Annotated in this window: 20 protein-coding genes; 12 read left to right on the top strand and 8 right to left on the bottom strand. The window is 63.9% G+C overall.

What is annotated here, in order from left to right; all coding sequences use genetic code 11:
* The first annotated feature begins 137 nt into the window (after positions 1-137).
* From ACZY0R_RS41660 to ACZY0R_RS41645, 4 genes are read left to right on the top strand one after another with little or no spacing between them, the layout of a single operon-like run.
* Complete coding sequence (locus ACZY0R_RS41660) at positions 138-416, top strand: hypothetical protein (protein ID WP_488867492.1); 279 nt, start codon at positions 138-140, stop codon at positions 414-416.
* Between the two features lie 13 nt (positions 417-429).
* Positions 430-1686, top strand: coding sequence for an anion transporter (locus ACZY0R_RS41655; protein ID WP_488867490.1), 1257 nt, complete (start codon positions 430-432; stop codon positions 1684-1686).
* 4 nt (positions 1687-1690) lie between these two features.
* Positions 1691-1906 (top strand): hypothetical protein, encoded by a 216-nt coding sequence (locus ACZY0R_RS41650; RefSeq protein ID WP_488867488.1) that lies wholly within the window; start codon positions 1691-1693, stop codon positions 1904-1906.
* A 4-nt stretch (positions 1907-1910) separates the two neighbouring features.
* Entirely contained in the window at positions 1911-2423 is a 513-nt protein-coding gene (locus ACZY0R_RS41645) for a TSUP family transporter (protein WP_488867486.1), read from the top strand.
* Positions 2424-2703: 280 nt separating this feature from the next.
* On the opposite strand, the gene ACZY0R_RS41640 is transcribed toward ACZY0R_RS41645, so the two are convergent.
* The 3 genes from ACZY0R_RS41640 to ACZY0R_RS41630 form a co-directional block, all read right to left on the bottom strand.
* On the bottom strand, positions 2704-3855 hold the full coding sequence (locus ACZY0R_RS41640; RefSeq protein WP_488867484.1) for a hypothetical protein: 1152 nt from the start codon (positions 3853-3855) through the stop codon (positions 2704-2706).
* A gap of 137 nt (positions 3856-3992) precedes the next feature.
* Positions 3993-5057: a 2,3-butanediol dehydrogenase gene (locus tag ACZY0R_RS41635; RefSeq protein WP_488867807.1), complete on the bottom strand. Its 1065-nt coding sequence runs from the start codon at positions 5055-5057 to the stop codon at positions 3993-3995.
* 345 nt (positions 5058-5402) lie between these two features.
* Positions 5403-7391: a sigma-54-dependent Fis family transcriptional regulator gene (locus tag ACZY0R_RS41630; protein ID WP_488867482.1), complete on the bottom strand. Its 1989-nt coding sequence runs from the start codon at positions 7389-7391 to the stop codon at positions 5403-5405.
* A gap of 623 nt (positions 7392-8014) precedes the next feature.
* Between ACZY0R_RS41630 and ACZY0R_RS41625 the strand changes: the two genes are divergently transcribed.
* From ACZY0R_RS41625 to ACZY0R_RS41590, 8 genes are all read left to right on the top strand, one after another.
* Entirely contained in the window at positions 8015-9025 is a 1011-nt protein-coding gene (locus tag ACZY0R_RS41625) for a thiamine pyrophosphate-dependent dehydrogenase E1 component subunit alpha (protein ID WP_488867480.1), read from the top strand.
* 30 nt (positions 9026-9055) lie between these two features.
* Positions 9056-10129 (top strand): alpha-ketoacid dehydrogenase subunit beta, encoded by a 1074-nt coding sequence (locus ACZY0R_RS41620; RefSeq protein WP_488867478.1) that lies wholly within the window; start codon positions 9056-9058, stop codon positions 10127-10129.
* Entirely contained in the window at positions 10126-10377 is a 252-nt protein-coding gene (locus ACZY0R_RS41615) for a lipoyl domain-containing protein (protein ID WP_488867476.1), read from the top strand. Before ACZY0R_RS41620 ends, ACZY0R_RS41615 begins: the two co-directional genes overlap by 4 nt.
* Positions 10374-11102 carry a dihydrolipoamide acetyltransferase family protein gene (locus tag ACZY0R_RS41610; RefSeq protein ID WP_488867474.1) on the top strand — a complete coding sequence of 243 codons (729 nt, stop codon included), beginning with the start codon at positions 10374-10376 and terminating at the stop codon, positions 11100-11102. Before ACZY0R_RS41615 ends, ACZY0R_RS41610 begins: the two co-directional genes overlap by 4 nt.
* A complete protein-coding gene (locus ACZY0R_RS41605) occupies positions 11102-11881 on the top strand; it encodes a lipoate--protein ligase family protein (protein ID WP_488867805.1) in 780 nt (259 codons plus the stop codon). Before ACZY0R_RS41610 ends, ACZY0R_RS41605 begins: the two co-directional genes overlap by 1 nt.
* A gap of 103 nt (positions 11882-11984) precedes the next feature.
* Positions 11985-12560 (top strand): gluconate 2-dehydrogenase subunit 3 family protein, encoded by a 576-nt coding sequence (locus ACZY0R_RS41600; protein ID WP_488867472.1) that lies wholly within the window; start codon positions 11985-11987, stop codon positions 12558-12560.
* Between the two features lie 79 nt (positions 12561-12639).
* Complete coding sequence (locus ACZY0R_RS41595) at positions 12640-14214, top strand: GMC family oxidoreductase (protein ID WP_488867470.1); 1575 nt, start codon at positions 12640-12642, stop codon at positions 14212-14214.
* 124 nt (positions 14215-14338) lie between these two features.
* Positions 14339-16309 carry a sigma-54-dependent Fis family transcriptional regulator gene (locus ACZY0R_RS41590; protein ID WP_488867468.1) on the top strand — a complete coding sequence of 657 codons (1971 nt, stop codon included), beginning with the start codon at positions 14339-14341 and terminating at the stop codon, positions 16307-16309.
* Between the two features lie 285 nt (positions 16310-16594).
* Here ACZY0R_RS41590 and bktB read toward each other — a convergent pair whose 3' ends face one another.
* From bktB to ACZY0R_RS41565, 5 genes are all read right to left on the bottom strand, one after another.
* Positions 16595-17806, bottom strand: coding sequence for a beta-ketothiolase BktB (bktB, locus tag ACZY0R_RS41585; protein WP_488867466.1), 1212 nt, complete (start codon positions 17804-17806; stop codon positions 16595-16597).
* Positions 17807-17847: 41 nt separating this feature from the next.
* Positions 17848-17985, bottom strand: coding sequence for a hypothetical protein (locus tag ACZY0R_RS41580; RefSeq protein ID WP_488867464.1), 138 nt, complete (start codon positions 17983-17985; stop codon positions 17848-17850).
* A 70-nt stretch (positions 17986-18055) separates the two neighbouring features.
* Positions 18056-19333: a CobW family GTP-binding protein gene (locus ACZY0R_RS41575; protein ID WP_488867462.1), complete on the bottom strand. Its 1278-nt coding sequence runs from the start codon at positions 19331-19333 to the stop codon at positions 18056-18058.
* Between the two features lie 310 nt (positions 19334-19643).
* Positions 19644-20522 (bottom strand): hypothetical protein, encoded by an 879-nt coding sequence (locus ACZY0R_RS41570; RefSeq protein WP_488867460.1) that lies wholly within the window; start codon positions 20520-20522, stop codon positions 19644-19646.
* Positions 20519-22795 carry a hydantoinase B/oxoprolinase family protein gene (locus ACZY0R_RS41565; RefSeq protein WP_488867458.1) on the bottom strand — a complete coding sequence of 759 codons (2277 nt, stop codon included), beginning with the start codon at positions 22793-22795 and terminating at the stop codon, positions 20519-20521. Before ACZY0R_RS41565 ends, ACZY0R_RS41570 begins: the two co-directional genes overlap by 4 nt.
* Positions 22796-22821 lie beyond the last annotated feature (26 nt).

Here is a 22821-nt window from a genome sequence, read left to right as displayed (position 1 = left end):
CATTGTAGGTGCCTCATTGGCCTCTCGGCGGTGGTCCGGTCGTTCGCCCCCGTTTTGGCGCGGTCTCCTCCAAGCCGCGCGCCGGTGCTCAGAGTTCGCGACGGGGACAAGATCTCGACGGGCCAGCCAGCATCACAGTGCTGGACAGCCAACCGGAAAATGCGGGCAAGTTCGGCGGCGAGGTCAACGAGGCTCGCCATCCGGGCAAGATCACCCTCGTGCCCTTGACTTTTACCGGCGTGAGCGGTATACACCTGCGGCGGCCCCTGTCCGGCCCGCAGTGTCTGCGGTTCACGGTCGGCGTGGCGCAGCGCGTACGCGCCGCCGTCCCGCGCCCTCAGATGCGCATCGACGATGTCTCCACATCGATCCGCGCGTGGCCACCCTGGCGCTCCAATTCCATCCAACGGGGCTGACCCGCGCAACCAAATGACTGCCACCATCGTCACCATCTTTCTCATCGTTTACCTGGGAATGATTCTCGGTGGACTCCCATTCCTGCAACTGGACCGGACGGGAGTGGCACTGCTTGGTGCGATTGCCTTGATCAGCGTCGATGCTGTGAGTCTGGAAGAGGCAGCGGGCTCCATCCATCTGCCGACGGTGATCCTGCTGTTCTCCTTCATGGTGGTGTCAGCTCAGATGCGGCTGGGTGGCTTCTACGACTGGGTCACGCACCGGTTCGTCTCATTGTCATTCAGCCCGCCCGGCCTGCTCGGGGCGCTTATCTTTGGCGTCGCGGCGCTGTCGGCCATCTTCAGCAACGATATCGTCTGCCTGGCCGTCGCCCCAGTGTTGATCGATGCCTGCCAACGGCGGCGCCTCGAGCCAATGCCCTATCTGCTGGCGCTTGCCTGTGCCTCCAATATTGGCTCCGCCGCCACATTGATCGGGAACCCACAGAACATGCTGATCGGCCAGACGTTGCACATGCCGTTTTTCGCCTATGTTGGCGAGGCGATGGTGCCAGTCACCTTTGGTCTGTTGGCAACATGGGCATTGATTACCTGGCAGGTAAAGGGGCGCTGGTCGGCTCCCGCAAGCGTTGCGGGCACGTTCGATGAGGCGGCACGGCGTACCGACGAGGTGCCGCTGGACCGCTGGCAGACTACCAAGGGCCTCACAGTTGCGGCAGTGCTACTTGTAGCGTTCCTTGTCGGGCCCTCGCCGCGCGAGCACGTGGCGCTCATCGGCGCGGGCGTGTTGTTGATGAGCCGCAAAATGCACTCCACTCGGACGCTTGGCCTCGTCGACTGGGAACTCCTGATCCTATTCATGGCGCTCTTCGTCGTCAATCATGCGCTACAGCAATCCGGTGTCACCGCCGCCGTCATCGCCGACCTCGCCGCTGCCGGTCTTCACCTCGACCAGCTTGCGCCGCTATTCGGGGCCACCTTTGTTCTGTCGAACCTCGTATCGAATGTGCCGGCCGTGATGCTGCTACTGCCGCTGGCGCATCACGAGATGGCTGGACCGCTCCTTGCCTTGGTCAGTTCGCTGTCCGGCAACCTGTTCATTGTCGGTAGCATCGCGAACATCATCGTCGTGGATGCCGCGGCCCGGCGCAACATCCGAATCGATTGGCGTCGCCATGCGACAGTGGGTGTACCGGTCACACTCGTGACCCTGGCGATATCCGCTGTCTACCTGGCCCTTCGCGTGCATTTCGGCGCTTCGGGAGGATAGCCGCATGCGGCAAGGTGCGGGCGAGTTTGGCGCTGAGGTAACGAAGGCCCGCCATCTCGGCGAGATCATCTTGGCGACGCTCTTCCTTACCGCCGTGCCGGGTGCGCAACTGATGCTGAGGTTGTCCGGGCCGCAGCGTGCCGAATTCACCGCTGGCGCCACGCTCGGCGTCAAGCTGAACCTCGACCTCATCCACGTCATGCCGCGACGGCAGCACTGAATTCATGACTAGCATCCACGTCCAAGGCCATCGCCGGCTCGCCTCTGCCTTCCTTGCTGGGGCGCTTGTCGGTCTACTCGGCGGCCTGATGGGCCTTGGCGGTGCAGAATTCCGGCTCCCTCTGCTGCTGGTGATGTTCGGCTTTGCAGCGCTGCAGGCTGTGGTTCTGAACAAGGCCATGAGCCTGGTGGTGGTCACTGCCGCATTCATTTTCCGCAGCGCCGCCGTGCCGCTGAGTGAGGTCGCCGCGCACTGGTCGATTGTGGCCAACCTGCTGGCTGGCAGCTTGGTCGGCGCATGGTCGGCGGCCGGCTGGGCGACACGCTGGCAGGGCGCGACGCTCCAGCGGGTAATTGCCGTCCTGCTGGTCGTGATCGCCATCGTGCTGCTGGCTGGCCACGGGTATGGACCGCGCCGCCCGCCCCTGGACGGCATCAGGCTATTTCTCGCCGGTGCCGCGGCGGGGCTGCTTATGCGGTCGCCTCCCTGCTGGGGGTGGCCGGCGGCGAGTTGTTAATCCCGACCCTGGTGCTGCTGTTCGGCGTCGACATCAAGCTTGCCGGCAGCCTGTCCCTGGCCGTCAGCTTGCCGATCATGCTGGTGGGCTTCGCACGCTAAAGCCGGGATCGCAGCTTCGCGGCACCCCGCGCGAATCGCGCCTTTGTGCTGTCCATGGCGGCCGGCTAGCCGTTGGTGAAGTTCAAAACCTCAAGCAACAGCCGACGGGTACATCAAGAATAGCGACGGCTCTCATGTTCGGCCGGCGACAAGTCGCCCCATTGATGCCGCGGTGCGAATTACATCGGAGTCTTTTTGGACAAACCGTAGAATTCGAAATAAACAACGTAAATCAGCATGACAAAGTTCAGAAGATCGACCCAGGTGAGCGGATCGCCGCCAAAGCCCGGCACGATTTCCGCCTCATGAAGTACCGCGCTGGCAAACCATCGCGTATGGACTTGAAAAGAGATCACGCCCAGGCTCCAGCACAATGCAGCGCGTATCATTCGGTTTGTCCCCGCACCGAATCGGCTCGGGCAATTTCCCGCGACGTTTGCCCAGAAAATCAACCAGAAGGCAATCCATACGCCGAGCTGCGCAGGCCAGCTTGGCAGCATCGCGCCGATTTTCCCGATGGCGTCGGCAGGAATGAGAATCCATTTGAGCAACGCAAGATGTACCACATAAATCGCCGTCCCCAGGAGAAAATTGCCGGCTAGCGAGGCAATCGCCACGTAGCTCTTTCGTCGCAGCAAGGCCCACGGCCAATTGTCGAAGATGAGAAAGGTCGTCAACCAAGCGACGATGACGGAATAAAACCAGCCGATGGCCACGGGTAACGGAAGCAGGATCGAATGCGGTGCGGCCGCGGTCGACACGTTCGGATAGATCAGCAGGAAATAGCCGAGCCCGGTGATGCAGCAACCGCTCGCCAGTTGCGCAAGACCGCTGACTGCCGGGCTCAGCCCGCTATCGGACCAAGGCCATCCCGCCATGCCTGTCGCCAATATGCCGAAGCCGTAGAAGCCGATCAACACAATCAGCCCGACAGCGCCATAGCCGGCGCCGCCGGCTGCGCTAAATGCTGGATCCAGTTGCCCGTAGCAGTGGACAAGCACGGCGGGGATGACAAGGCCGAGCGCAAGCGTCAGCGCCGCGGCGAAGCAGCCCCGGATGGGTTGTTTCAAAGCCGAAAACCCGGCCATGCCGAAGTTGAAGCCGATAAAGACGAGAACGAGGATTCCCCAGAATAAATACATGCCAAAGGGCTGCGGCGCGGATTTCCAGACGGCCAGGCTGGGGTCGACGAACAATCGCCACACTCCCAGGCTGATGCCATGCACGACCAGAAACACGGCGGCGGAAAACGCAAATGGCTTGAGCGCGAATCCCGCTGACGTGAGCCCGCGCTTCTCTTGCACATCGATGTTGGAGCTGATGGGTTCCATGGCTGGCATATCCAGTGCTATATCGATCCGGGCGCGAATGCCGGACGCGCGATGGCGCCGTGCGCGTGCATACCGGAACAAAGGAAGGCAGCCGCGTCGATCGACGCGGCGCATTGGAGCGGTCTTGCGTCAATCCGTCAGCCGGTGACAGGCTGGACGATAATCTTGACGTTACCATCCTTGTTGTTGACCAGCTCCTCGAACCCGCACGACACAATGTCGTCGAGAGAGATCCGGCCTGTGATAAGGGGCTGGACATCGATTCGCCCGTCGGCGATGAACCGGATCACGTCGGCAAATTCTCCGTTATAAGCGAGCGAACCGATGATTTCCTTCTCGGTCGAGACGATCTCGAAAAAGTTGAAAGCGCTCGCCTCTTCGAAGATGCCCACCATCACTGACTTTCCGGCTTTGCGGATCACGTCAATTGCGAGCTTCGCGGTGGCTTTGTTACCGATGCACTCGAACGACACGTCTGCGCCATAGCCACCGGTCAGCGCCTTGACCTCCGCGATCGCGTCGCACTCTTTGGGATCGATGACGACGCTAGCGCCGACTTCCAGCGCCTTGTTCTTGCGCGCCGATGACATTTCGAGTGCGATGATGCGCCCTGCGCCGGCGGCTCTCGCGCACATGATGGTGCAAAGACCGATAGTACCCGCGCCGACCACGACCACGGTTTTCCCGACAATGTTGCCGGCCTTCTTGACGGCGTGAAGCCCGACCGCTAGTGGTTCGATCAGCGCGCCTGCCTCTGTCGGGAAATTCTCGGGGAGCTTGTACAGCAGTTCCGCGGGGACATTGACGTATTCGGCGAATGCGCCATTGTTCATCAGGCCGGTGAAGGCCAGGTTCTCGCAGATGTTGTAGAGGCCATGCGTGCAGTAATAGCATTTACCGCAATGCTGGCAGGCGTCGGCGGTGACACGCTCCCCTACCGAGAAACCTGTCACGCCAGTCCCCAGTTCCGCAATCTCGCCACTGAATTCATGGCCAAGAATACACTGCCCCTTTAGGCCGGTGAGAGGGTGCGGAGTGTCGACCGGGATAAACACCGGGCCTGCGACATACTCATGCAGATCCGAGCCGCAGATGCCGCACCAATGCACACGGATCTTTACCCACCCTTCGGCCGGCTTGTCCGGAACGCTGACCTCTTCCACACGTATATCCTGGCGGCCACGCCATACGGCGGCCTTCATCTTTGGCTGGTGTACCCACGCTACGTTGCTCACAGTTGAGTCTCCTTCGTTGTTTTGGGGGGATCGACGAAGGAGATGCGCGTGCCAGGTGGTCACTCACCGCACCGCCTTCGTACGGGAGGTATACGCATGAACAATGCCCGCCATGACGGCGGGTGAGAGACGGCGACGGATGCGCTAACTACGCTGCAGCGCAGAATTGGCGCAGTACCAGCAGCGGTAACACGGACGCGGAAGAAAAGTGAGTTTATTGTTGCAGCACGGGGGTGGTTGGTAGGACGGCCGGACGAATGACTTCACCGGTGGACTGAGACACCCAGCCTCGATGGCATGAGACAGCATGTCTCATGCCGATCCCGGGTAGACAATCTTGTACCTGGACATCTTCCTGTAGATGGTGGCGCGACTCATACCCAGCGCCTTGGCTGTCTCCTTGACCCGCCAGTGGTGGGAAAGGAGCATGTGGACGATGTGCTGCCGCTCGAGCCGTTCGCCGGGTGCGAGTGCGGCGTCGTCGAATGCAGGTGTCACGGTCAAAGGAGACACCTGCGGCAGCGCCCGCGCAACTGCCTCGGCCGAGCAATGCAGATAGTCAGGAAGGTCCTCGACGCGGATGCTGCTTTGAGCGTGGGACAATGCGCACGCATACCGCAACGCCGTGCGTAGTTGCCGCACGTTTCCGGGCCATCGATAGCGCCGGATGCATGCCAGTGCCTCGTCGCCTAGCACCAGGCGGATGCCATGCGCTTCAGCCTCTTCCTCCAGGAAGAAATCGATCAGTTCGTCGATGTCGGTGCGCTCGCGCAGGGGCGGAAGCCGGAGCACGGCGCCGCTCAGGCGGTAATAGAGGTCTTCCCGGAACGTACGGGCGCCGACCATGCCGGCGAGGTCCCGGTGCGTTGCACAGATTAGGTTGACATCCACCTGCACCGACTGCTCGGAGCCCAGTGGCACCAGTTCATCCTCAGCCAGCACGCGAAGCAGCCTCGTTTGCAACTGCAACGGCATATCGCCGATTTCATCGAGGAACAGTGTCCCACCGTTTGCCTGGGCAATCTTCCCCTTTAGGCCCTTGCGCTTCGCGCCGGTAAATGCACCCTCGGCGTAGCCGAATAGCTCGCTTTCGATCAGGGTATCCGGAATAGCCGCGCAGTTGACGGCGACAAATGGCTGTGCGGCGCGAAGCGAGCCACGATGAATAGCCAGTGCGAAGGCTTCTTTTCCCGTTCCGGTCTCGCCTTGCAGGAGCAAGGGGATGCGCCGGTCGACTATCTTGAGCGCACGGGCGAGGTGCGAAGCCACTTGCGGATCGCCAGCGACCAGGCGATCGCTTGCCGCGCAGCGCGGCTGTGTCCCGGCGTAGCCGCAGGCCGGGCGCTCCAGCGCGGGCGGCGCCGTGTAAGTGGCATTGCGGGGCGGGCGCAGCCTCGCGAAGAAGCGGTCTCCTCCGCGCGTAACGTGCAATGGAAACAAGTCCTGGCCGTTCGTCAAATCGATGACCTGCCCCGCATTCAGATCGAACAGGTGCTGGACGTGTTCTGGAACAGACGGGTACAACGTCGCCAGCAGCCCGGCCATCTTCCGGTTCATCGATACGATGGCTCCGGTATCGTCGAATGCGATCAGCCATTCCGGATGCAGGCTCAGATAGTCCGGGTTGCGGTGCAGGTACAACGTCCACAGCTGGCTGGTATCGTGCAGCATGTAGGCGTTCTCGATCATTTCCGCCGCCTGGCATACGGAATTGTAGATCAGTACCTGCGAGTCACGATTTTCTATGCTTCTTACCGCCGAAACGTCCAGCACGCCAATCAGCTCCCCGGATGACGAGAGAATGGGGGCGGCAGTGCAGGTCAGGCATGTGAATGCTGCCCTGAAGTGATCAACGGTATGGACTGTGATTGGCTCCTTGTCGGCAAGTACGCAGCCTACCCCGCTCGTTCCCTCCGAGTCTTCCGTGAAATAGCGGCCGTGATACAGCCCGTGCTGGCGATATTCCTTGCGACGTATTTCCTCGCCCCGAAAATCGATCAGGACACCATCGGCATCCGCCACCAGGACGCAGTATCCCGCATCGCCGACAACGGCGTGCAGCCGCTCCACGACAGGGCGCGAAAAACGCAGCAGCGTTTCAGCGCTGGTGCGTCTGTCTTTGAGCTCGTTGGCGCTGATCACTCGCGGGCCGGACGTATTTCCCGGGTCCAGCTGGAAGGTGTTCAGTGAGCGGCTCCACGAGCGAAACAGCCGTGACTGCGCTGCGGCCTCCTGGAAGGACGCATTGTCGACCACGGACGAAACGCGTTTGGCGTGTTGCAGGGCATAGGATTGCGTCATATCGATCTCCCCAGCATGCGTGACTCCCATTGATCAAGTGCCTACGCGCTCATTGGGCGCCCTGACAAAACACGCCCCGCGTCATTGCGGCACACCGCAACTCCAGTGCGGTAGCGACGGCAGCTTCGAATGCCTTCCCTTCTGCCGGTCCAGCACGGCTGGCTGGCGTACCGTTCACTGGAGATGTCGCGGCGAGCGCCCAGTCGACCGGACCCCTGCCAAGTTCAGCACCGCTGAGCCTGCCACGAATCCGAAAATCGCGAAAGCCCCCGGGTGCCTGCACTATCCACTGAAAATTCGCTTCAAGTGCTTCCGCCGCCCCTGCATGCTTCGCGGCGACATCAAGCCGTTGCACCAATTCGCTGGGGCGCAGCGACGTCTTGCTGTGGCGACAGATGTTCCGCCCAGTGCGACATCTGTCTCGCGGGCTCGCGAGACAGCAGCATCGGACGCGCCGGGCGGAACACCGGCTGTCGCCGTCCGCCGTCCGGCCTCCAGCAAGGCCTGGCCAGCCGCTAGGCGCATTGCGTGCCACGCACGGATGGAGCTGGCACCGCTCTTGCAGTAGAAGCTTGCCCGGCCCTGCGGCCGGCCGCTGAAATGAAAGCAAGAGGAGACCCCGAATGGAACCCACCCCAAGCCATCTTCTGTGGATGTACGAGAAGATGATCGAGATCCGGCAATACGAAGAGACCATGGCTAAGGTCTACCTGGAAGGCAAACTGCCGCCGAAGATCCAGAAAGGCCTGGCCTTCGACATCGGCGCCGGGCCGGTGCCCGGCGAGATGCACCTCTCGGCCGGGCAGGAACCGGTGGCGGTGGGTGTGTGCGCGCATTTGCGACCCGAGGACACCGTGGTTGGCGCGCATCGCTCGCACCATTTCGCCATTGCCAAGGGCGTACCGCTCGATGCCATGACCGCCGAGATGTTCGGCAAGGCCACGGGGCTCGGGCGCGGCAAGGGCGGTCATATGCACCTGTTCCACCTGCAGACCAAGTTCTCCTGCAGCGGCATCGTCGGTGCGAGTTCACCGCAGGCCTGCGGCGCCGCGTTGGCGGCGCGCAAGCTGGGCAAGGACTGGGTTGCCGTGTCGTTCTTCGGCGAAGGCGCTGCCAACCAGGGCTCCTTCCATGAGTCGCTCAATCTCGCCGCGCTGTGGAAGCTGCCGGTGGTGTTCGTCTGCGAGGACAACAAGTACGGCATCTCGGTGGAGAAATCCGCCTCCACCTCGGTATCCTCCAATGACGTGCGCGCCGCCGGCTACGGCATGCCCGGCGTGCTGGTTGATCGCAACGACGCCGTCGCGGTGTATCGCGCCGCAGGAGAGGCGGTGGCCAAGGCGCGGCGCGGCGAAGGCCCCACCCTGATCGAGGTCAAGACCGACCGCTATCTCGGCCATTTCCAGGGCGACCCGGAAACCTATCGCCCGCGCGACGAGGCCAAGACCTTGCGCAACGCCGATCCGATCCCCGCCCTGGAGGCCACGCTGCGCGCCAGCGGCCTGCTCGATGACGCGGCCGAAGCCGCGCTGCGCGCGGCAATCACGTCCCGCATCGAGGCCGCCTACGCCTTTGGCCGGAACAGCCCCTACCCGGCACCGAGCGAAGCCCTGCAACACGTCTTCGTCCAGTAAGACCCGCACCAGCATAAACAGGAGACCAGTATGCATACCGCACAAAGCGCGGCCCAGGGCACGCGCACGCTCACCATGGCCCAGGCCATCGCCGAGGCCATCGGCCAGGAAATGGAGCGCGACTCGCGCGTCTTCGTTATGGGCGAAGACATCGGTAAGTACGGCGGCATCTTCAGTGCCACCACCGGCTTGCTGGATCGCTTCGGTTCCGAGCGCATCATGGAAACCCCGATTTCCGAAACGGCCTTTATGGGCGCAGCCATTGGCGCCGCGGCCGAGGGTCTGCGCCCCATTGCGGAACTGATGTTCGTGGATTTCTTTGGAGTCTGCTTCGATCAGATCTACAACCACCTGGCCAAGAACACGTATATGTCCGGCGGGCGGGTGGGCCTGCCGGCGGTGGTGATGACCGGTATCGGCGGCGGCTATAACGATGCCGCCCAGCATTCGCAGTGCCTGTATGCCAGTTTTGCCCACATGCCGGGCCTGAAGGTGGTGGTGCCGTCCAATGCCTACGATGCCAAGGGCCTGATGACGCAAGCCATCCGCGACGACAACCCGGTGGTGTTCTGCTACCACAAGGGCATCATGGGCCTGTCGTGGATGTCCTACTTCGAAGGTAGCACCAACGCGGTTCCCGAGGAGGCCTACACCATTCCCTTCGGCCAGGCGCGGGTGGCGCGCTCCGGGCGCGACGTGACCATCGTCACGCTCTCGCAGATGGTGCAGAAGTCCTTGCTGGCGGCCGAGCAGCTCGCGGCGCAAGGCATCGAAGTCGAAGTGATCGACCTGCGCACCATCGTTCCGCTGGACCGTGACGCGGTGCTGCGCTCGGTGGCCAAGACCGGCCGGCTGCTGGTGGCCGACGAGGATTACCTGAGCTTTGGCCTTTCCGGCGAGATCGCCGCCGTCGTGGCCGAAAACCTCGATACCGTGGCCCTGCGGGCGCCGGTGCGGCGCCTGGCCGTGCCCGACGTGCCGATTCCCTTCTCGCGCCCGCTGGAGCAATTCGTGATTCCGCAGGTCGACACCATCGCTGCCCAGGTGCGCGACCTGGTGCTAGACCGCCCTCTTTCCTTTCAACTCAAGCGAGAAGCAGCATGACCGACGTAACGATGGCCGACGCCGTCTGGCAAGACGTGGAGGACGGCACGGAAGCCCTGTTGCAGGAGTGGCTGGTGAAACCCGGCGATGCTGTCAGCGCGGGCCAGCCGCTGGGCGTGGCCGAGCTGGTCAAGACCACCCATGAGATCACCGCGCCGGTCGACGGCATCGTCGCCACCCTCAATATCGAGGCGCAGGATACATTCGGGCGCGGCGCCGTGCTCGCCCGGCTGGAGCCGAAATCATGAGCCACAGCCTAGCTTCCGTGCTGAGCGGTCCGGCAACGGTCGCAGCGGATGAGCGCCGCACCGTGCCGCTGACCGGCATGCGCGCCGCCATTGCCCGCAACATGAGCGCCGGCTGGCAGGTGCCGCGGGTGGCACACTCGCTCGAGGTCGACGTGACCCTGCTGGAGCTGGCGCGCCACACCCTGCAGCAAAGCCTTGGCCCCCAATGCAAGGTCACGCTGACGGCCTTCGTGCTGCGCGCCGTGGCGCTGACCCTGCGCCAGCATCCGCGCCTGAATGCGCGGGTGCTGGAGAAGGAAATCGAGCTGATGCCGAACATCAACCTCGGCCTAGCGGTGAGCCTCGAAGAGGGGCTGATGGTACCCGTGTTGCGCGACGTGGACACCAAATCAGTGGCCGAGATCGCGGCGGAAAGCCGCACCCTTGCCGAAAGCTCCCGCACCGGCGCGCTCCCGGCCGGCGCCTACCAACGCGGCACCTTCACCGTGACCAACCTCGGCATGACAGGCATCGACAGCTTCACGCCCATCCTCAACGTGCCACAGGCCGCCATCCTGGGCGTAACGCGAGTGGTCAAGCGGCCGGTAGTCAAGGACGACTGGATCGCGGTGGCACCGATGATGGGGCTACACCTGGTATTCGATCACCGCGCGGTGGACGGCTACCCGGCGGCACGCTTCCTGACCGACCTCAAGACGCGGCTGGAAACCGTGGAAGGCTTGTGATGCTCGCCCCCGCCTTCCTCGCCAGCAGCGTGGGCTGCGCCGAAGAGCAAGCCTGGAACCGGGCCCGGCTGGCGCATCCGGTGCTGCGCCCTGCCGTCCGACTGTGGACCTACGCCGCACCGGGTATCGTGCTGGGCTGCGCCCAGGCCGGCATGCGCGAGCGCCTGGCCGGCAGCGCCACGCCGGTCGCGCAGCGCGACTCGGGCGGTGGTGCAGTGCTGACCGGGCCGTGGATGCTGTCGGCCTCCATCGTGTTGCCGGCCGGCCACGCGCTGGTGGACTCCGGTACGGTATCGAGCTACCGCTGGCTGGGCGTGCTGCATGCCGGCCTGCTGCGCGATCTCGGCATTGCCGCCTATGCGGTACCGCCCGAGGAAGTGCGGCTGGCTCCGCCGGCGGATGCGCTGAAGTGGGCGTGCTTTGGCGGCCTCTCGCCCTGGGAGGTTGTGGTTGGGCAGCGCAAGATCGTCGGCCTGGCGCAGGTGCGCCGGCGTACGGGCGTGCTGCTGACTTCGGGCACGCTGATCGCGCCACCCGAATGGCCGCTACTGTGCGACGCGCTCGGCGGCGATCCCGCCGACGCCGCGCGCCTGCGCGCCAGCACGACCTCCTGCGCCGAACAGCTCGGCACGCCACTGATGGCCACGGTGCTGGCCGAGCGGCTGCATCACATGCTCACCGACGTACTGGGCGAGCCGGGCGAACCAGACGCCCCGCCGCGCAGGCCGGGCCAGGCTCCGGCATCCGGCCCGCTGCAAGCCATGCCAAGCCCTTACTGAGTGGCGCCGCCACGCCGGGCTGCCTGCTGGCCGTCGGGCAAAGAGACAACAACCCAAACGCAAGGAGCGGACCACGCTCGCACAACAAATGGAGACAAGCCAGATGACATCCTCACAGCCTGCCGGCGCCACCATGCGCATCCTGCCCAGGCAACCCACCGTGACGCGCCGCGGCTTCCTGCGCGGCGGCGGTCTCGCCGCCATCGGCGTCACCGTGGTGGCGCCGATGGCGCTGGCCCAGCCGCCGCGCGACGCCATGACCGCCTCGTTCCATGCCATCGGCCCGGCCAACGCGAGCACGCTGGTTGCCATGTCGCGCGATATCTTTCCGCACGACAAGCTGTCCGACCGCTACTACGTCGACGCCATCGCTCCGCTGGAAAAGGCCGCCACCATCGACAAGGCCACCCGTACCCTGCTACAGCAAGGTGTTGCCGCGCTGGATGCGGCGGCGCGCGAGCGCTCCGGCAGCCCCTACTCCAAGCTCGCAAAGGAGTCCGAACGCGTAGCGCTGCTGCAGGCCATCGAGGCCACGCCCTTCTTCCAGAAAGTGCGGGGCGAGCTAGTCACGGGCCTCTACAACAACAAGGTCGTTTGGCCCCTCCTGGGCTACGAGGGTTCGTCCTGGGAGAAAGGTGGCTACCTGCAACGCGGCTTCAACGATATCGACTGGCTCTGAGCCGCCGGCATCGGCATTCCCCCTGACAAGAGGCCGCCCGGGCCACTGCCCCCCCCCGGAGCGGCGCACGGAGATAAGCATGGCAACGAAGTTCAACCTCAAGGACGACGGCGTGGTCGTCATCATCGGTTCCGGCGCGGGCGGCGGCACGCTCGCCAACGAACTGGCCCAGCGCGGCGTGCGCAGCGTGATTCTCGAAGCGGGCAAGCACTATACGCAAGCCGATATCGAGAATGACGAGTGGGCGATGTTCAACAAGATCTCCTGGCTGGACAAGCGCATCTCGGCCGGCGGCTGGCATCACACCAAGACTTACCCTAACCTGCCGGCCTGGATCGTCAAGGGCGTGGGCGGCTCCACGGTGCACTGGGCCGGCCTGGCCCTGCGTTTCATGCCGCACGATTTCCGCAACCGTAGCGTCTACGGCGCGGTCAAGGACGCCAACCTGATCGACTGGCCCATCACCTACGACGAACTGGCGCCGTTCTATGCGCGCGCCGAGAAAAAGATGGGAGTGGCCACCACCGCGGCCTCCGGCCTGCCTGCGCTGCCCGAGAACAACCACTACAAGGTGCTGGCGGCCGGCGCGCGCAAAATCGGCTACAAGGAGATCGTGCGCCCGATGGCGATCAATTCGCAGGCCTACGACGGCCGCCCGGGCTGCATGCAGATCGGCTTTTGCATGCAGGGATGCAAGATCGGCGCGAAATGGTCCACCCTCTACACGGAAGTGCCGCGCGCCGTGGCCACCGGCAAGGCAGAGTTGCGGCCGCAGTCCATGGCGCTGCGGATCGAGCACGACGCCGCCGGCAAGGTCACCGGCGTGCTCTATGTTGACGATCGCGGCCGGCGCCAGTTCCAGCGCGCGCGCATCGTCTGCGTGGCCGGCAATTCGATCGAATCGCCGCGCCTGCTGCTGAACTCGGCCAGCAGCAAGTTCCCGCAGGGCCTGGCAAATTCCTCCGGACAGGTCGGCCGCAATTACCTCAACCACACAACCGCCGCAGCAGTGGCGATCCACCGCAAGCCGGTCTACATGTACCGCGGCACCGCGCTGGCGGCGGTAGTCTCGGACGAGGCCAACCTCAATATCAAGCGCGGTTTTTACGGCGGCTATCACCTGGAAGGACTCTCGCTCGGGCTGCCCTTCACCGCAGCCTTCATGAAGCCGGGCGGCTGGGGCCGCGATGTCACCTCGGCGCTGGAAATGTACGACCATATGAGTTGCGTCTGGGTCTGCGGCGAAGACCTGGCGCAGGAACGCAATAGCATCACCCTGCACGCTACGGAAAAAGACCAGTACGGCCTGCCGGTACCCATCGTGAGCAAGACCGACCACCCCAACGATGCCGCCATGCGAGTCCATGGGCTGGCTCAGTTCCGCAAGATGTCGGAAGCGGTCGGTGCCACCCGCGTGATCGACATGCCGCCCTATCCCGCCAGCCATAATATGGGCACCAACCGCATGAGCGCCAAGGCAAGCGACGGCGTGGTCAACCGCTGGGGCCAGAGCCACGACATCCCCAACCTGTTCGTCTCGGACGGCAGCCAGTTCGCCTCCAGCTCGGCGGCCAATCCCACCTTGACCATCGTGGCGCTGGCGATACGCCAGGCCGAGTACATCGCCGGCGCGCTGCAACGGCGCGAACTCTGAGCCGGGTGGCAGGCCGCTCGCCGCATTGTGGCGGGAGGCCAAATGGACTAGCGTTGCACAGGCGGTGCGTCGGCATTAAGCTTGCCCCAGCCAGCCCCCACATCAACCGGCCAAGGAGACAATCGTGCTGCAAAAAGCACATCGGGCACATATTGAGCGTCTGCTCGCGTTTTCGCAGCAGCCCGGCACGGCCGGCAGCGCGATCGAGCGTTCGTGGCTGCGCTGCCTGAACGACTATGGCCTCGACCCTAGCCGGCCGGTGCCCGCCCATATCGTGGAAGCGCACCGCCTGCGCGAACACAAGGACCAGATCGAAGACTTCCTCGGCGTGGCGCGTACCGGCATGGAGCAGCTCTACAAGCGCGTGTGCGGCCTTGACTGCGTGCTGCTGCTGACCGACGCGCACGGCGTCACGGTAGACTTCATCGGCAACGACCATTGGGACCACGAACTCAAGCGCGCCGGCCTCTACCTCGGCGCGGACTGGAGCGAGCCACGCGCCGGCACTTGCGCGGTTGGCACCTGTATCGTCGAACAGGCCCCGGTGACCTGCCACCAGACCGACCACTTCGATGTATCCCACATCACGCTCACCTGCAACAGCGCACCACTGTTCGACCCCACCGGCTGCTTCCTGGGCGTGCTTGACGTCTCCGCGCTGAGCGCCCCGGCGCCGCGCGAAGGTCAGCATCTGGCGCTGCAGATGACCACCATGTATGCGCAGATGATCGAGGATGCCAACTTCCTGCGCTATTTCCGCGATCAGTGGATCCTCCGGCTGGGTTCAACCTGGTCCCTGCTCGATGTGGACAGCGAGATCATGGTCGCGTTCGACGCCGATGGCGTGATCCGCGGCATCAACAGCGGCGGCCGGCGCCGGCTGCGGCTGGCCGCGGCCGGCGAGGATATCGAGGGCCGCGATGTGCCCCAGGATTTGCGCGGCCACCTGCTGACTGAAGTCTTCCGCGAGAACATGAGCGAGCTGTGGCGCATCGCCCGGGCCGGCATGTCGTCCGAGCGCACCGCCGTCCGTACCCATGACCATGGCCTTTACTACGCCACAGCGATCGCTCCGCGCGGCGCCCCCAGCCGCCCTTCCATGCGTAGCGCCCAGTCCACGCTGCCAAGCGCCGAGGCCAGTGCTGAGCTGGACGCGCTCGGCGCCGACGATCCACAGATGCAGCGGCTGATCCTGCAGGCCAGGCGGCTTGCCAACAAGCCGCTCAATATCCTGGTGCATGGCGAAACCGGCACCGGCAAGGAAGTCCTGGCCAAGGCCCTGCACGCCGCCAGCGAGCGCCGCGGCAAGGCTTTCGTGGCAGTCAATTGCGCTGCCATTCCCGAATCGCTGATCGAAAGCGAGCTATTCGGCTACACGCCCGGCACCTTCACCGGCGCGCGCAACAAGGGAATGCGTGGCCTGATTGCGCAATCCGATGGCGGTACGTTGTTCCTCGACGAAATCGGCGATATGCCGCTGCACCTGCAGAGCCGGCTGCTGCGCGTGCTGTCCGAACGCGAGGTGATGCCGCTGGGCGCGGACAAGCCGATCCCGGTCGACCTGCGAGTGGTTGCCGCCTCGCACCGTGACCTGCGCCAGCTGATCGCCGAGCAGTGCTTCCGCGAGGATCTCTACTACCGCCTGTGCGGTGCCACCCTGCACCTGCCGCCACTACGCGAGCGGCGCGATATGGCTTACCTGATCGCGCGCATCCTGGAGGAAGAAGGGCGGCAGCTCGATATGCGTGCCGAACTGGCACCCGCGGCGCTGGCCCTGCTGCGCGCCTACTCCTGGCATGGCAACGTTCGGCAGTTGCGCAATGTGCTGCGCTTCGCGCTGGCCATGAGCGACAACGGTTACGTCGACACCGACACGCTGCCGCCCGAAATCCTCGAGGGCGCCCTGGAATGCCAGGCGGATGCCGCCCCGGCAGCCGCGCATCCAGCGCCCGGCAACGAGCGTGAAATCCTGCTCGCGGCCTTGCGCCGGCACAAATGGCGAATCACCCAGGTCGCCCTGGACCTGGGCATCGCGCGCGCAACCGTCTATCGCCAGATGGGGCGATATGGCATCGTCGCACCCAATCAGCAATAGGGCACCGGCGGTGGCAAGACAATGCCGGGCGTCAAGAACAAACGATCACGGCGCAAGCGTGTGTAGTACCGCGGGATAGCTCCCATGGCGTCGCCAAGTCCGGGGGCACCTACTATGACGCGGGGGTAGCAGGCGTATATCCATCGAATCGCCTGTCAGGCGGCTACCAACACTTCAAATAGCGTATGTCTTGGCGGTTGAGAACAGCACATCTCACCTGCAGCAAGGCATTGGCTCCCGCCATCGCCCCGCGCATGTGCCCGCTCCTCAGCATGCGCAGGCCAATCACGCAGTCGACCACAGGCTCGGCGCCTGTTCCCGCTCAAAAATAGCAGCAATACCCTGCCCGCCCCCGATGCACATGGTCACCAGCGCATAGCGGCCTTGCACCCGTTGCAGCTCGTACAGCGCCTTGACGGTGATCAGCGCGCCGGTGGCGCCGATCGGGTGGCCCAGTGAGATGCCCGAACCGTTCGGATTGACCTTGGCCGGATCCAGCCCGAGCGCCTTGGTAACAGCGCAGGCTTGCGCGGCAAAGGCTTCGTTGGCTTCGATCACGTCGAGGTCCGCCACGGTCAGACCGGCACGCTCCAGCGCCTTCTTCGTGGCCGGCACGGGGCCGATGCCCATGCTCTTGGGATCGACGCCGGCATGGGCGTAGGAAACCAGGCGGGCCAGCGGCTTGAGGCCGCGCTTCTCGGCCTCGGCACGCTCCATCAGCACCACGGCGGCAGCGGCGTCGTTCAGGCCCGAGGCGTTGCCCGCGGTGACTGTGCCGTTTTCCTTCACGAAGACCGGCTTGAGCTTGGTCATGTCTTCCAGGACCGCGTCGTGGCGCACGTGCTCGTCGGTGTCGAAGGTGACGTCGCCCTTGCGGCCCTTCAGCGTGACCGGCAGGATCTGGTCCTTGAAGTGGCCGGCACGGATGGCTGCCGAGGCGCGGCGATGGGACTCCAGCGCGGCCTCGTCCTGCTGGCCGCGGCTGATGTCGTATTCCTTGGCCACGTTCTCGGCGGTGACGCCCATGTGGATCCCGTGGAAGGGATCGTGGAGCGCGCCCAGCATCATGTCGAGCATCTTGGCGTCGCCCATGCGCGCGCCCCAGCGGGCCGATTGCGCCAGGTAGGGAGCACGGCTCATGCTCTCCGCCCCGCCGCCGATGGCCACATCGGTATCGCCCAACATAATGGTCTGCGCCGCGCTGACAATGGCCTGTAGGCCCGAGCCGCACAGGCGGTTGACGGTCAGTGCCGGCGCGTCGATCGTGACGCCGCCCTCCACTGCCGCCACGCGGCCCAGGTACATGTCCCTGGGCTCGGTTTGGATGACGTTGCCGAACACCACGTGGCCTACGTCGTCGCCGCTGACCTGCGCGCGGGCCAGTGCCTCGCGCACGACCATGGCGCCCATCTGGGTCGGGGAAAGATCCTTCAGGCTGCCGCCAAAGGTACCGATCGCGGTCCGGACGCCGCTCACCACCACCACTTCACGTGTCATCTCTCACCTCCACAATTTCAGTTGCCAGGCGCAGTCCAGTTTCACGTACCGGTGCGCAGTGTTGTTCCAAGCGAGGAGCGGCAGGCGCGGCTCTGCCTGATGCAGACCGCATCGGCCTCGGCGGCAAATGCACGCCAGCCCTTAGACTGCCACTTGACCTGGATAATCAGCGACTCCATCTCATCCTCGCCCAAACTGCGGACCGGACACGGTCCACTGTCCTCGATAGATACACCCATGCTGTTCCCTTCAGCGGTCGTTGGTCAGGGTACGGAAGTGCCGTGGCTGGATGAGCCATGCGTCGTGCTGCACCGTCGAAGATGCAATCATTGGCACGCGCTGCGAGAGCCAGCAGCGTGTCGGCAGCTCCCAGTCGGCGACACTTGCGCGTAGCGCGGCGATGTCACTGGGCAGGTCGGCGAGCGTGGCACGGATCGCCTCAATCTGCGCCGAAGCGAGATTCCGGACGATGAAGACTAGCCGCCCGCGACCATCCTCAAACGGCCCTTCGTGCGGCCAGGCCCGCAAGCGCACCGGCGGATAGGCCACGTCCTGCACGCACTGTACGACCCGGGGGTGCGCATCGCCTGCCACGCACATCAAGCCTTTGGCACGCAGCAACGCAGCACCATGCCGGCGCAGGATCTGCCCCATCGAGACCGCGAAGCCGAACCACGGCACTGGCTGGTCGAAAGTGATGACGAAGCTGTGAACATGGGCGCTATGGCGTCCGCGCTTGTGCGCTTTGGGCAGATAGCGTCCTGATCCGGCCACCTCACCGCCACTGCTACCCCCTGCGGCCTCGTTCTGGCGCGCAATCTCGGTGCCCAACCACGCCTGCAAACTAGGTGCCAGGTCGGTGCGACCGTAGACACCAGTGGATGACAGTAACACGCCAAGATCGGCAACACCGTGACGCACCTGAACACGGCTCGCCTGTGGGTTTAGCGACTGCAACTCCTCCTCAAGCCGACCCAGTTGCGCCGTAGACGCCTGGTCGCATTTGGTGATCAGCACCCGGTCGGCTGCCATGATCTGTCGCCGACTCTCGGCGTATTCGTGCAACTGCTCCAGCCCATGGGTCGCCGAGATCGCCGTGATCACCTCAGCGCACACATAACGCGCACAGACAAAGGATTCTTCCATCAGTGTGTAGAGCACCGGCACCGGGTCCGCGAGACCGGTGGTCTCGATCACTACACGCGTGATCGGCGCAATCTCGCGGCGCGCGACACGCATGAACAGGCTCTTCAGCGCGGCGACCAGATCGCCCTGCATATTGCAACATAGGCAGCCCGAGTCGAGCAGCAACATCCGGTCGCTGACGGTGTCGACAAGGTGATGATCGATGCCGACCTCGCCGAACTCGTTGACCAGCACAGCCACGCCAGCCATGCCTGGCTGGTGGACCCAGTGGTTCAGCAAAGTGGTCTTGCCCGCGCCCAGGAAGCCGGTGAGCAGGCTGACCGGAATGCGATCGACAGGGACCTTGCCCGCTACGGGCGGCGTGGCGGAAATGAGATTCATCGAAAAACCTCCTGAAAAACGGATGTCATTGCAGGTACGATCCTTGGCTGGCGTAACGTCTTAGACAGGGGGATTAGCCCCCCGCCAAATAGATCAATCGGACCGTGGCCAGCGTCGGGCAGACCGGCACATCCCCATCCACCAACGGCTGTCCAGTTCAGGCCAGGACTGCCGCCAGTGTCATCGCCAGAATCGACAGCATGCCGCCGACTATGGCACGCCTGCGGATGCAGCCCGAGTGCATTCGCAGGACGAAGTCGCCCGGTTCCTGCGGGCGCCTTCGTTGACAACTGGCACGGCATGAGCAGCATCACGCCGAAAGGGCTCGCAGACGCGCCAACATCTCAAGCACCGCCTCGGGTCGCAGCCCCGGCGCGATCTCAACGAATTGGAACTGTCCGGTCGGGGGTGATGCAATGGCCTGACCGGCCGCGAACGCCGCACTGATATCGCTTCCGAACGGAAGTGAGCCGTCATAGCTCCCGCCCTCGGCGATCACCGCGTCGAGCCCGGCCATCGCCTCGGCCGGCACCTGGGCAAAAACGGGCAGCCGCAGCGCCACCGACCAGCGATAGTGCCGCGCAACGTTGATCACCGACCGGTAAGGCTCGACAAAGTCCGCCCCGAGGTCTCTGTCATCCGCCTGCTCCTCCAGCAGCAGGCCCGAAATCGGGAAGATCGAAACCGAACGGATCAGGTCGGCTACGTACATCGCTGCATCCTCAACAGAATCGGCGTCGATGTCTTCGCCGGCGCCACCGGCCAGCCGGTTGGCGTGCATCAGCCACGCGCGCGGCGATGGCATCGCCAACACGAGCGGCGTCTGACCACGCAAGTGCGCCAGCACCGCCTCTACCACCTCAGCCAGCACTGCCTTGGGTGCCGCGGGCTCCAGCAGCTTGCGCAGCGCCGTCGCCGGCCGGCGACGGGTTCCAAGTCGAGCCTCCAGCCCGCCCTCGCGCCTGCTCCAGGCTTCGAAGAGATCACCGACCTCGACAACCGCCACGTCCGGCTTCAGCAGGCCGTGTGCTTGTGAGAAGTAGGCAAGGAAGCCCGCGGCACTTCCCCACGGGTCCGCATCGTCCGCGCCGAGCAGCAGGCGCTTCGTGTAGGCCGAGGATTTCAGCCACACACGGATCGCGCTACTGCCCGCCGAGCGCGGCAACAACTCGGCGAATGGCGTGCTCATTGCTTCGCGTCCTTCAGCACGCCGGCAACGGCCAGCCGGGTTTCCAACTCCTCGATGCGCACGTCCTTGGGATTGCGCATGTAGTTAGGCTTGGGCTCCCTTGCGCTGCGAGTGTTATCTGCGCTGCCAACGTAGAGCGTGTCCACGTCATCGCCCCAACAGCCGAAATACTGCATGTGCGACGGCGGCTTGGGCTGGTTCCACGTCTTGACGAACTCCTTGAACGGCACGCTGCGAGCGATGCGCGCCTTGCGCTCAGCATCGCGCGCGGCCTGAGTTGCCTCGTGATTGATAGCCAGTGTCACCGGGTCGAACTTCACCTTGTAGAGCCGCTCGGCTACGCCGGGGGAGATCAGGCCATCCTCAATGTCCTTGATGACACCAGCCGGGTCACGCTCCAGCAGGTCGCCATAGCCGGCGCCTGCTCCTTGCGAGATCATGAAAAGCTCTCCTCGCTTGGAGATCTCGAATCCCATGCCCATGTGGTGGGTGGTATAGCTTGCGCCCTCGAACGGCTGCTCGTTCATGAGCTCCTCGATCGAGTGCTTGAACTTCTCCGGCTCGTTCATCAGCACGTCGTACACATCGACGTCCTTCACCTTGCACAATGGATATGCGCCGCAGGCGTAGCCACCAAACAGCCCCTGGATGGGCGGGATCTTGGCACCCTGGCAAACTGTCATGAAGCCCCACTGATCGCTGTCCTTGGTGGCTACCATCATGGTGTAGCCCTGACCACCGCGGTACTTGCCGGGGGCGATGGCGTCCCGCGTCATCTTTTTCGAGACAAGTTGAAGGAACGGCACTTCCTCCTCATTCAATTCCTGCTCACCGATGTCTGCCATGGTCGCGAAGATCGGCGCCAACGCATGCTCGCCGTCGCGATCGATCGTCGCACCCGCGCCCATGCCATTCAGGTCCGCGCACAGATTGCCCAGCGTCTCGCCGTGCTGGCTGACCCCACCCCAGATGAAGGTGTTGATCATGTTGAAGGTTGGCGCATGAACCTTGGTGTACTTCTCCGGGCAGCTGTAGAGGAACTTGGCCACCGCATGCTGACCGGCGGTGAAGCCGGTAAAGATCGACATCAGGCTCTGCGAGTTCGGCGCTGCATACGAGCAGTTGACGATCGAATGCGGATCGGTGATGACCTCGATTGGCGCGAACGCCGCCTGGCCGCGCGGCAGATCCGGCCAGACATAGCACAGGAAGACCTGTGCCAGCATGCCCTTGAGCCCGGCGACGATCGTGTTGGTGGCGCGATTGGTGAATTCCGGGCTGGATCCTCGGAAGTCGAAGATCAGCCTATCGCCAGTTTTGGTGAGCTGGCAATTGATTCTCACCACGCAGTTCTCGCGCAGCGTCGAGTCCTGGATGATATAGGTGCGCACCGTCATGTCAGGCCACTCGCTGATGCGGCGCTTGACCTCGGCACGGACATTCTCCATTGTCAGGCGCAGCGTTGAAACCAGAGCCTGCGGGCCATCGGTATTCAATGTCTCCTCGAGGCGCTGCTTAATGCGCAGGCAGGCAAAGAGCTTGACTTTCATATCCTCGTACTGCAGCTTGGGCTCGCGCACAGAGTTCTGCAGGAAGGTCAGGATGTCGCGCTTGATCTGATAGTTTTCAACCACCTTAAAGGGCGACATCTTGAGCCCCTCGTCGCAAGGGCTCTCGGCCATCGAGGGCATGCCGCCGGGCTCAATGGCGCCGTTCTCACCCTCATGCACCGTGGACGCGACCCAGCATACCAGCTTCCCTTCGTGGAAGATGGGCAGGATCATACTCTGGTCGGTATTGTGGACGTTTCCGTAGCGTGAGTCGTTGTGGATGAATCCGTCGCCCTCGCGCACGCCCACAGTCGGGTCGTTCATCCAGTTCTTGACGATGAACTTGATCGGATGGTGCACCAGCGCCGAGAAGATCAGCACCCCGCCCGCACTGGCAATCGCCAGATCGCCCGAGGCGGAATACACACCGGTGATCACGTCGCCCCACTTGGCGCCGGGTGCTGCGCCCATCTGCTCGACCATCTCGTAGCCCTCGTCGCAGCCAGCCTGGATGCGGTCGCGGATCTTGGCGACAGTGTGGGCGTCGCTGACCTGGTGGATGGCTACGTCCTCGTCCGCCGTGCGCGGCATTAGGTCGTGGTTCTGCATAATCTCGGGGTCGGGTCCGAGGAACAGCGTTGTGTCGTTGAGAAATTTCTTGATCAGCGCCACTTCCTCGGCGCTGGGCGTCTTTGCCTTGACCGGCACATTAAGTTCGCTCATGTTCAGTCCTGCAATTGTGAGTGTTG

It is taken from the genome of Cupriavidus sp. F041 (assembly GCF_057814235.1).
Note: the sequence above shows the minus strand (reverse complement) of the source record. Positions and strands in the feature narration are given on the sequence as shown.

Excerpts from the sequence above, each read along its gene's own strand:
- ACZY0R_RS41580 (WP_488867464.1), bottom strand. The coding sequence starts at position 17,985 with ATGGAGTCGCTGATTATCCAGGTCAAGTGGCAGTCTAAGGGCTGGCGT.
- ACZY0R_RS41565 (WP_488867458.1), bottom strand. The coding sequence starts at position 22,795 with ATGAGCGAACTTAATGTGCCGGTCAAGGCAAAGACGCCCAGCGCCGAG.
- bktB (WP_488867466.1), bottom strand. The coding sequence starts at position 17,806 with ATGACACGTGAAGTGGTGGTGGTGAGCGGCGTCCGGACCGCGATCGGT.
- ACZY0R_RS41610 (WP_488867474.1), top strand. The coding sequence starts at position 10,374 with ATGAGCCACAGCCTAGCTTCCGTGCTGAGCGGTCCGGCAACGGTCGCA.
- ACZY0R_RS41635 (WP_488867807.1), bottom strand. The coding sequence starts at position 5,057 with ATGAAGGCCGCCGTATGGCGTGGCCGCCAGGATATACGTGTGGAAGAG.
- ACZY0R_RS41595 (WP_488867470.1), top strand. The coding sequence starts at position 12,640 with ATGGCAACGAAGTTCAACCTCAAGGACGACGGCGTGGTCGTCATCATC.
- ACZY0R_RS41630 (WP_488867482.1), bottom strand. The coding sequence starts at position 7,391 with ATGACGCAATCCTATGCCCTGCAACACGCCAAACGCGTTTCGTCCGTG.
- ACZY0R_RS41605 (WP_488867805.1), top strand. The coding sequence starts at position 11,102 with ATGCTCGCCCCCGCCTTCCTCGCCAGCAGCGTGGGCTGCGCCGAAGAG.
- ACZY0R_RS41650 (WP_488867488.1), top strand. The coding sequence starts at position 1,691 with ATGCGGCAAGGTGCGGGCGAGTTTGGCGCTGAGGTAACGAAGGCCCGC.
- ACZY0R_RS41615 (WP_488867476.1), top strand. The coding sequence starts at position 10,126 with ATGACCGACGTAACGATGGCCGACGCCGTCTGGCAAGACGTGGAGGAC.
- ACZY0R_RS41655 (WP_488867490.1), top strand. The coding sequence starts at position 430 with ATGACTGCCACCATCGTCACCATCTTTCTCATCGTTTACCTGGGAATG.
- ACZY0R_RS41640 (WP_488867484.1), bottom strand. The coding sequence starts at position 3,855 with ATGGAACCCATCAGCTCCAACATCGATGTGCAAGAGAAGCGCGGGCTC.
- ACZY0R_RS41600 (WP_488867472.1), top strand. The coding sequence starts at position 11,985 with ATGACATCCTCACAGCCTGCCGGCGCCACCATGCGCATCCTGCCCAGG.
- ACZY0R_RS41645 (WP_488867486.1), top strand. The coding sequence starts at position 1,911 with ATGACTAGCATCCACGTCCAAGGCCATCGCCGGCTCGCCTCTGCCTTC.
- ACZY0R_RS41575 (WP_488867462.1), bottom strand. The coding sequence starts at position 19,333 with ATGAATCTCATTTCCGCCACGCCGCCCGTAGCGGGCAAGGTCCCTGTC.
- ACZY0R_RS41570 (WP_488867460.1), bottom strand. The coding sequence starts at position 20,522 with ATGAGCACGCCATTCGCCGAGTTGTTGCCGCGCTCGGCGGGCAGTAGC.
- ACZY0R_RS41625 (WP_488867480.1), top strand. The coding sequence starts at position 8,015 with ATGGAACCCACCCCAAGCCATCTTCTGTGGATGTACGAGAAGATGATC.
- ACZY0R_RS41620 (WP_488867478.1), top strand. The coding sequence starts at position 9,056 with ATGCATACCGCACAAAGCGCGGCCCAGGGCACGCGCACGCTCACCATG.